8 protein-coding genes and 1 pseudogene are annotated in these 8,631 nt (G+C 70.7%); 6 read left to right on the top strand and 3 right to left on the bottom strand.

The features are described 5' to 3' along the window. Positions 1-434: 434 nt before the first annotated feature. Positions 435-1,361 carry an RNA polymerase sigma factor SigF gene (locus tag ACFWPS_RS31060; RefSeq protein WP_383710843.1) on the top strand — a complete coding sequence of 309 codons (927 nt, stop codon included), beginning with the start codon at positions 435-437 and terminating at the stop codon, positions 1,359-1,361. Positions 1,362-1,624: 263 nt separating this feature from the next. Beyond that, positions 1,625-2,170 carry a hypothetical protein gene (locus ACFWPS_RS31055; RefSeq protein WP_383710841.1) on the top strand — a complete coding sequence of 182 codons (546 nt, stop codon included), beginning with the start codon at positions 1,625-1,627 and terminating at the stop codon, positions 2,168-2,170. Positions 2,171-2,255: 85 nt separating this feature from the next. Here the strand turns inward: ACFWPS_RS31055 and ACFWPS_RS31050 are convergent, their stop codons facing one another. Then, a complete protein-coding gene (locus ACFWPS_RS31050; RefSeq protein ID WP_383710839.1) occupies positions 2,256-2,462 on the bottom strand; it encodes a hypothetical protein in 207 nt (68 codons plus the stop codon). 203 nt (positions 2,463-2,665) lie between these two features. Between ACFWPS_RS31050 and ACFWPS_RS31045 the strand changes: the two genes are divergently transcribed. The 4 genes from ACFWPS_RS31045 to ACFWPS_RS31030 all read left to right on the top strand — a co-directional run bounded on the left by ACFWPS_RS31045 (position 2,666) and on the right by ACFWPS_RS31030 (position 7,332). Further along, positions 2,666-3,262: a MarR family transcriptional regulator gene (locus ACFWPS_RS31045; protein WP_383710836.1), complete on the top strand. Its 597-nt coding sequence runs from the start codon at positions 2,666-2,668 to the stop codon at positions 3,260-3,262. Positions 3,263-3,282: 20 nt separating this feature from the next. Further along, a complete protein-coding gene (locus tag ACFWPS_RS31040) occupies positions 3,283-5,844 on the top strand; it encodes an MFS transporter (RefSeq protein ID WP_383710834.1) in 2,562 nt (853 codons plus the stop codon). 138 nt (positions 5,845-5,982) lie between these two features. Further along, on the top strand, positions 5,983-6,804 hold the full coding sequence (locus ACFWPS_RS31035) for a YceI family protein (protein ID WP_383710831.1): 822 nt from the start codon (positions 5,983-5,985) through the stop codon (positions 6,802-6,804). 54 nt (positions 6,805-6,858) lie between these two features. Continuing rightward, positions 6,859-7,332 (top strand): PPOX class F420-dependent oxidoreductase, encoded by a 474-nt coding sequence (locus tag ACFWPS_RS31030; protein ID WP_189262753.1) that lies wholly within the window; start codon positions 6,859-6,861, stop codon positions 7,330-7,332. 92 nt (positions 7,333-7,424) lie between these two features. Here ACFWPS_RS31030 and ACFWPS_RS31025 read toward each other — a convergent pair whose 3' ends face one another. Both ACFWPS_RS31025 and ACFWPS_RS31020 read right to left on the bottom strand, forming a co-directional pair. Next, entirely contained in the window at positions 7,425-8,156 is a 732-nt protein-coding gene (locus ACFWPS_RS31025) for a TetR/AcrR family transcriptional regulator (RefSeq protein ID WP_383710828.1), read from the bottom strand. A gap of 154 nt (positions 8,157-8,310) precedes the next feature. Beyond that, positions 8,311-8,631: pseudogene (locus ACFWPS_RS31020) on the bottom strand (hypothetical protein); the annotation flags it as partial.

Genomic DNA, 8,631 nt, shown 5'->3' with positions numbered 1-8,631 from the left:
TCTCGCCGACCCACTCACCCATCGCCACCTGACGAGTCTGGCCCTGCCGCTGACGCGGCAGGGCCAGAACCCAAGATCTTCATGAGCCTTCTAGGGCCTGTCCGGGCCCCCGCCGCCGGGCCCGTTACCGGTCCGAGACCCGCCCCGGGCGACTTGGTGCGGCCGTAACCGCAAAAAGGATCGAGCCATCACCGGCGAGAGCGAATCGCTCACCAGGGCACTTCCCGACAGTTGAGGGTCGAAAAAGCGTCAGACCCCCTTCATCCAGGGCGGATTCACGCCCCTCATGTCGACATGTCACTACAGCGTGTTGCCGACATGTGACATTCTGCCGGAAGCGCGTTTGCCGAGGCTCCGGCTCCGGTATTCAGGTGAAGGCATCGTTCCTAGCAGGGAACGCCGCCGCGACCGTCCCGCGACCCAAAGGGGGTGGCATGTCCGCAGACCAGGGCAGCTCGAAGGTGCTCATGCCCACGAAAAGCGAGGCAGCGCCCAAGGAGCTCGACGCCATCGACGTGCTCGACAGCATCGAAGGCGCGATCCAAGGCGCCCCGGCGCTGGAGGCTCCTCCGACCCCGGAAGTCCCGGTGGTCTCGGAGAACCTCGACACCCGCACCCTGTCCCGCTCCCTGTTCCTGCGCCTTGCCGCACTCGACGAGGACAGCCCCGAGCGTGCCTACGTCCGGGACACCCTGATCGAACTCAACCTCCCCCTCGTGCGCTACGCGGCGGCCCGCTTCCGCAGCCGCAACGAGCCGATGGAGGACATCGTCCAGGTCGGCACCATCGGCCTGATCAAGGCGATCGACCGCTTCGACTGCGAACGGGGCGTGGAGTTCCCGACGTTCGCGATGCCGACGGTCGTGGGCGAGATCAAGCGCTTCTTCCGTGACACCTCCTGGTCGGTGCGCGTCCCGCGCCGCCTGCAGGAGCTGCGCCTGGCCCTCACCAAGGCCAGCGACGAGCTCTCCCAGAAGCTGGACCGCTCCCCGACGGTGACGGAGCTGGCGGCCGTCCTGGGCGTCTCCGAGGAGGACGTGGTCGACGGCCTCGCCGTGGGCAACGCGTACACCGCCTCCTCCCTCGACTCCCCGGCCCCCGAGGACGACGGCGGCGAGGGCTCACTGGCCGACCGCCTCGGCTACGAGGACACGGCCCTGGAGGGCGTCGAGTACCGCGAGTCGCTCAAGCCGCTGCTCGCCAAGCTCCCGCCGCGCGAGCGCCGGATCATCATGCTCCGCTTCTTCGCGAACATGACCCAGTCCCAGATCGGCGAGGAGGTCGGCATCTCGCAGATGCACGTCTCCCGCCTGCTGACCCGCACCCTGGCCCAGCTCCGCGAAGGCCTGATCTCGGACTGAAGTCGCGCCTGCGGGTTCCTTACTGACGGAGTGTCAGCCACACTGGCGCGATGCTTCTCCGTAGGACACCGAGGGCACCGAGGACTCCGCAGGCACCGATCACATCAGGTGGCCGCCGAGGCGCCGTAACGGCGGCATCGGCGGCCGCCGTCTGCCTGGCCTCGGCACTCACGGCGTGCGCAGGCGGCACAGGCGGCGGCTATACGGCCGTAGGAGCGGCGGGCGGCACGGCAGCGACGCCGGCGGCGCGACCGACGGGGTCGGTGACGCTGGTCCCGCTGGACGGGGCGAAGGGCACGGGCGGCGGTACGGCGACCGGGCCGGGTACGGCGACCGGCGAGTCGGCGGGCGCGGCCTCCGGGTCCGACGGACCGAGCGGCACGGCCGACCCCGCTCCCGGCTCGGCGACTTCGTCTCCCCGCCGCAACGGCACCCGGCCACCGGCCTCCGCCCCGGCGTCGCCCGACTCACCGCGGCCCGGCAGCTCTTCGGCCTCCCCCGCACCCGCCGCCCTCTCCTGGAGCACCCCCACCCGCGAGGCCACGGACAAGCGGTGGTGCGAGAAGGTGACCGTCGCCTTCGCCAACTCCGGCGGTACGGCGGTCCGTTCCGGCACGGTCACCCTCGGCACGCACATCATCGACCTGCTCGGCATCGACTGGTCGACGATCAGGTCGACGGAGCCCCTGCCGGCCCCGATCGCCCCCGGCTCCCGTACAGCCAGGACCTGGACGGTCTGTGTGGACGACTGGCGGGTGCCCCTGGGCATGCACATCGAGACCCGGGTCGTGACGGTCGACTGGAGCTGAGCATGACGAAAGCCCGGGGCACGCGACCCCGGGTTCCTCGTCGTACCGCTGCCACGACCGCCGGATCGGCCGCCGGGCAGCCGTACTACATGAGCGCGAGCCAGGCCACCGCCGCCACCACGACCACCACGGCGACGACGCCGAGGATCAGGCCGAGGCGGGGGCCGGAGGAGGCGGCGTAGGTGGACGTCGTCTGCTGGGAGGTCTGCGGGGCCTCGTCGACGAACGCGCGGAACATCTGGGTGCTGCCGGCGGGGTCGTAGTTGCCCTGGGGGCCCTCGGTGTTAGCCATGGCCCGAGACACTAGCGAATCCGGGGATGTCGCCCAAGTGGGGGGCCTCCCGTGGACACAAGCGACCCCACCTGCGTGTTTACGTCCGCAATACTTGCCTTTGCCAAGTTTTTATGCCCGACCTCGCCGATTTATTTGCCTGCGGCAACCAAGCAGTTCTATGGTTGCCCCAAGCAACGAATACGGTCGTGAGGAGGTGTTTGATGGCGAGGCAGGTGCAGTTCGAGGAGCTGGCGCGTCAGCTCAGCGCCGTAGGAGCCGTGAAGCGGGACCTGGGGCGCATTCTGCCGCCCGAGTGCCCTACCGGCTCCGCGGCCGTGCTGACACTGCTCGGCCGCTACGGCTCCATGCGCATGAGCAAGCTCGCCGAGCTGCTCGCCGTGGACATGTCCGTGACCAGCCGGCACGTGGCGCACGTCGCCGAGCGCGGCTGGATCGAGCGCTCCGCCGACCCGGCGGACAAGCGCTCCCGCATCCTGCACCTCACCCCCGCGGGCGAGGCGACCCTCGTGGACCTGTCCCGGCGCAGCACCGAGTTGCTCGCCGAGCGGCTCGGCGACTGGAGCGACGAGGAGGTCGACCAGCTGATCCGGCTGATGACCCGGCTCCGGGACAGCTTCGGCGACTGCCGGGCCACGGCCCCGCACCCCCGGCCCGCCGCCGGCACGGCGCCCGCCCCGGGCACCCCGAAGGCCACGGCCGAGGCCATGGCCAAAGCCATGGACAAGGCCACGGTCGCCTCCGCCGCCCGCGCCCCCACGCCCGTACTCGAACCGACGACCACCCGTACACCCGCATAAGACGTAAGAAAAGGAAGCTCATGGCAACGACCACACCAGCCGGTGTGCGGGCTCACGCCAAGCACGGGGGAGGCGGCTCCGGCAGCTCCGTCGAGCAGGCCCCGATGTCCCACCGGCAGATCATGGAGGCCATCTCCGGCCTCCTGCTCGGCATGTTCGTGGCGATCCTGTCGTCCACGATCGTCACCAACGCCCTGCCGCACATCATCAGCGACCTCGGCGGCGGCCAGTCCGCCTACACCTGGGTCGTCACCGCCTCGCTGCTGGCCATGACCGCGACCACTCCGCTGTGGGGCAAGCTCTCCGACCTGTACAGCAAGAAGGCGCTCGTCCAGATAGCCCTGGTCATCTACGTCCTGGGGTCCGCGGCAGCCGGTCTGTCGCAGAACGCCGGCATGCTGATCGCCTGCCGTGTCGTCCAGGGCATCGGTGTCGGCGGTCTGTCCGCCCTCGCCCAGATCGTCATGGCCGCGATGATCTCGCCGCGCGAGCGCGGCCGTTACTCCGGCTACCTGGGCGCGACCTTCGCCGTCGCCACCGTCGGCGGCCCGCTGCTCGGCGGTGTCATCACCGACACCTCGTGGCTGGGCTGGCGCTGGTGCTTCTACGTCGGCGTCCCCTTCGCCGTCCTCGCGCTGATCGTGCTGCAGAAGACCCTGCACCTGCCGGTCGTGAAGCGGGACGTCAAGGTCGACTGGGCGGGCGCGTTCTTCGTCGCCGCCGCCGTCTCGCTGCTGCTGGTCTGGGTCACCTTCGCCGGTGACAAGTACGACTGGATCTCCTGGCAGACGTACGCCATGATCGGCGGTTCGATCGTCCTCGGTCTGATCTTCGTGCTCGTCGAGTCGAAGGCCAAGGAGCCGATCATCCCGCTGCGGCTGTTCCGCAACCGCACCATCACCCTGGCCTCGCTGGCGTCCCTGTTCGTCGGTGTCGCGATGTTCACCGGCACGGTCTTCTTCAGCCAGTACTTCCAGCTGGCCCGCGACAAGTCCCCGACGATGTCCGGTGTGATGACGATCCCGATGATCGGCGGTCTGTTCATCTCCTCCACCGTCTCGGGGCAGTTCATCACCCGCACCGGCCGCTGGAAGGCCTGGCTGGTCAGCGGTGGCGTGCTGGTGACGGCGGGCCTGGGCCTGCTCGGGACCATCCGCTACGACACGGCGTACTGGAAGATGTCGATCTTCATGGCGCTGCTGGGTCTCGGCATCGGCATGATGATGCAGAACCTGGTGCTCTGCACGCAGAACCAGGTCGCCCCGAGCGACCTCGGCTCGGCCAGCTCCACGGTCACCTTCTTCCGCTCCCTGGGCGGTGCGGTCGGCGTCTCGGCGCTGGGCGCGGTGATGGCCAACCGGATCACGCACTACATCACGGACGGCATCGCCTCCCTCTCCCCCAAGTACCAGGCCGCCCTGGCCGGTTCCAGCTCGTCCACCGACAGCATCCCGGACCTGAGCAAGTACCCGGCCCCGATCCGCACCCTCGTGGAGAGCGCCTACGGCCACGCCATCGCCGACGTCTTCCTGATCGCCGGCTGCCTCGCCGCCCTCGCGTTCCTGATCACCCTGTTCATCAAGGAGGTCCCGCTGAAGACCAAGGGCGGGCTCGCCCAGGCCGCCGAGTCGGAGACCACGGGCAGCCCCGAGACCGTGCCCGCCGCCGTCGCCGCCCCGGTACCGGCTCCCGCCGGGGAGCAGCAGGTCCCCAGCTGGGCCGCCCCGGTCGTGAGCAGCACCACGGAGACCGCGCCGGAAGCCACCCGGCAGTTCGCCGCCGTGGCCACCATCGCCGTCCCCGAGCAGTCGGCGGGCTCCGCCGGCACCCCGGTGCACGGTTTCGTGCGCGGTGCCGAGAGCGCCCCGGTCGCGCAGGCCGCGGTCACCCTCATCTCGCTGTCCGGCCGTCAGCTGGGCCGCTCGGTCGCGGGCTTCGACGGTTCCTACCGGCTGGACGCGCCCGGCGCGGGCTCGTACGTGCTGATCGCCTCCGCCGACGGCTACCAGCCGCAGGCCGCGACGGTCGTGGTGGGCGAGGAGCCGGTGCCATATGACATTTTGCTGAGCGGCACCAGCGGCCTGAGCGGCATCGTCCGCGGCGCCGGCAGCGCGCTCCCCGTGAAGGACGCCATGGTGATCGTCACCGACGTGCGCGGCGACCTGCTGGCCACCGCGGCCACCGGTGAGCAGGGCGACTTCCGCTTCGGCGAGCTGGTGCCGGGTGTCGTCACGGTCGCGGTGAACGCGGCCGGCTACCGGCCCCGCGCGGTCCCGGTCGAGATCGGCGGCACCGGGGTCACCCGGATCGAGGTCGACCTGGACGCCGGTGCCCAGCTCCAGGGTGTCGTACGGGCCCCGCACGGCCCGCTGGCGGACGCCCGCGTGACCCTCGTGGACGCGGCGGGCAACGTGGTCGGCACGTCCACCACCGGCGTGGACGGCGCGTACGCCTTCGCCGACCTGGGCGGCGGCGACTACACCGTGATCGCGACGGGCTACCCGCCGGTCGCAACGGCCCTGAACGTCACCGGCGCCGGTGTCGACGGCCACGACATCGAACTCTCCCACCCGGGCGAGTAGTTCGCACTCCGGCCCGTGGCGGGCGCGCCCACGAGGAGGCGCCCGCCACGGGCCGGTCCCATAAGGCCAATTTGTAATTGTTTGACCGTCGGACTGGATGAATGTCCGAGTGTCTGAGTGTTCGCAGGGAGAAACGGGATGGGACTGACCGCGAGGATCCGCACCCGGGACGGATGGGCCGTGTCGCACGCGGTCGTCACGGTGACCGACATGACCGGCACACAGGTGCTGCGCGCCGAGGCCGACCACGAGGGCACGGTACGGGACCCGAACCCGCTCGCGCCCGGGGCGTACACCGTCATCGTGACGGCCGTGGGCTACGCGCCCGCCGCCGCCAGCGCCATCGTCACCGCGAGCGGGCGCGCCGAGGTCGGCACGGTCACGCTGGCGCGGCAGGGCGGCACCGAGCTGCCCCCGCCGGGCCCGTGGACGGTGGACCCGGCGCACTCCACCGTGGGCGCGGTCGCCCAGCACCTGGGCATCTCCAGCGTCCGCGGCCGCTTCACCGACTTCTCCGCCGCCATCGAGATCGCCCCCGACGACGTCGCCAAGTCCCGGGTCCAGGCGGTCATCCGTGCCGCCTCCATCGACACCGGCAACGGCATGCGCGACACCCACCTGCGCTCCGCCGACTTCCTGGACGTCGAACGCCACCCCGAGATCACCTACTTCTCGACGGGCCTCACGGCGGCCGGCTCCGACCGCTGGACGGTCCACGGCGAGCTCTCGCTGCACGGTGTCGTACGACCCGTCGACCTCACCCTCTCCTACCTCGGCACCGGCGCCGACCCGTGGGGCGGCACGCGCGCCGCGTTCCGCGCGACGACGGAGCTGCACCGCGAGGACTTCGCCATGAACTACAACCAGGTGGTGCAGGCGGGCATCGCCGCGATCGGCACGACCCTCAAGATCGAGCTGGAGATCCAGGCGGTGCAGGGCGAGTCGCTGCCGCAGGCGTGAACATGAGCCCGGCAGGGACAGGCTGAGCGGGCCCCGCGGCCCTAGGCTGACGCCATGGCACCGAACATCGCGACGAACACCGCCGTCTCCCTCGACGAACTGCTGGACTTCGTACGACCCCGCCACCGCGCGATCCTGCTCACCCGGCGCGCCGACGGCAGCCCGCAGGGGTCGCCGCTGACCTGCGGGGTCGACGACTCCGGGCGCATCGTCGCCTCCACGTACCCCGAGCGGGCGAAGACGCGGAACGCGAAGCGGGACGAGCGGGTCAGCGTGATCGTCCTCAGCGACGACTGGAACGGGCCGTGGGTGCAGGTGGACGGGCGGGCCGAGGTTCTTGACGCGCCGGAGTCGGTGGAGCCGCTCGTGGAGTACTACCGGAACATCGCCGGGGAGCATCCGGACTGGGACGAGTACCGGGCGGCGATGGTGAAGCAGGGGAAGTCGATCATTCGGGTGACGCCGGAGAAGTGGGGGCCGGTGGCGACCGGGGGGTTTCCGGCGCGACTGGCTTCGCCTGACGCCTAGAGGGGTGGGCCGGTCGCCCAATGGGGTGGGGGTGCGGTGAGTGCGCGGCTGCGGGTTGTGTGTGGCTGGTCGCGCAGTTCTCCGCGCCCCTTTCAGGGGCGCTGCACCTTGGCCTCGATTCCAGCGATCAGCAGGTCCAGCGCGAACGTGAAGTCCCTGTCCAGCATCTCGGCGACCGTGTCGCCGCCCCTTGCCGCCATGAGGTCCCTGGACTCCTCGATGATCCTCGCCGTGTCCGGGACCTCCGTCACGGCGTCCATCGCGGTGTTGAAGTACTCGTCCTGGGTCATGCCGGCCGCTGCCACGCGCTCGGCGAAGTGGCCCTCGATCGTGCCGTAGCCGTAGACGAACTGGAAGACGGCCGAGATCGCGCCGGTCACGCCGTGTGCGGGCAGGCCGGCGCGGCGGACCACCTGCTGGACCACCCGGGAGAAGGCGAGCGAGTGGGGGCCGATGTTGAGGTAGCGGCCGGCCAGCGGGGAGAGCCAGGGGTGGCGGACCAGCAGGGCGCGGTACTCCGTGGCCAGCGCCCGCAGTTGCTCCCGCCAGTCGCCGGCGGCGGCATCGGGCAGGGACAGCTCGCCGAAGGCCGCGTCGAGGGCGAGTTCGAGCAGGTCGTCCTTGGTGTCGACGTACCAGTACACGGACATCGCGGTCACGTTGAGCTCGGCCGCCAGCCGCCGCATGGAGAACTTGTCGAGCCCGTCGGAGTCGAGGAGCCGGACGGTGGCGGAGGTGATGCGGGCCCGGTCGAGCCCGGACGGCTGAGCACTACGCCCGCCGCGGCGGTCTTTTGCCTCAAGCCACACACTGGCCCGCGCCATGAGCGACACCCTCCTCCACGATCACTTCTCAAGATGCTAGAACTCCAGCGCCCCTTCAGGGGCGCGGGGCTGTGCCCGATATGCGGCTCCGCCGCGTGGGCGCGACCAGCCACAACGAACCCGCACTCGCCGCTGGACATGTACCCCCTCCCCCTCAGGCGACATTCTTCTCCGCCTTCCTGAGAAGCCCCGCGGCCACGAACCCCCCGGCAACGACAGCGGCGGCCCCCACCAACTGTCCCGCCCCCAACCCGGCCGACAACGACTTCCCCGAGGCCACCGAAGAGCTCAGCACCGCGCCCAGCACGGCCACCCCCAACCCGTTCCCGAACTCCGCGAGCGTGCCGTTGATCCCGGCTCCCACCCCGGCCTTCTCCGGAGGAATCGCGCTCATGATGGCGTGGGGGCGCGGCGGGGTTGGGAGGGGGGGCCCCCCCCCCCAAAACCCCAGAACCCAGACAGGGGGCGCCCCAGC

The organism is Streptomyces sp. NPDC058457, from assembly GCF_042720695.1.
In the GTDB taxonomy this organism is placed as follows: domain Bacteria; phylum Actinomycetota; class Actinomycetes; order Streptomycetales; family Streptomycetaceae; genus Streptomyces.
Note: the sequence above shows the minus strand (reverse complement) of the source record. Positions and strands in the feature narration are given on the sequence as shown.

Excerpts from the sequence above, each read along its gene's own strand:
- ACFWPS_RS31040 (WP_383710834.1), top strand. The coding sequence starts at position 3,283 with ATGGCAACGACCACACCAGCCGGTGTGCGGGCTCACGCCAAGCACGGG.
- ACFWPS_RS31050 (WP_383710839.1), bottom strand. The coding sequence starts at position 2,462 with ATGGCTAACACCGAGGGCCCCCAGGGCAACTACGACCCCGCCGGCAGC.
- ACFWPS_RS31045 (WP_383710836.1), top strand. The coding sequence starts at position 2,666 with ATGGCGAGGCAGGTGCAGTTCGAGGAGCTGGCGCGTCAGCTCAGCGCC.
- ACFWPS_RS31035 (WP_383710831.1), top strand. The coding sequence starts at position 5,983 with ATGGGACTGACCGCGAGGATCCGCACCCGGGACGGATGGGCCGTGTCG.
- ACFWPS_RS31025 (WP_383710828.1), bottom strand. The coding sequence starts at position 8,156 with ATGGCGCGGGCCAGTGTGTGGCTTGAGGCAAAAGACCGCCGCGGCGGG.
- ACFWPS_RS31030 (WP_189262753.1), top strand. The coding sequence starts at position 6,859 with ATGGCACCGAACATCGCGACGAACACCGCCGTCTCCCTCGACGAACTG.
- ACFWPS_RS31060 (WP_383710843.1), top strand. The coding sequence starts at position 435 with ATGTCCGCAGACCAGGGCAGCTCGAAGGTGCTCATGCCCACGAAAAGC.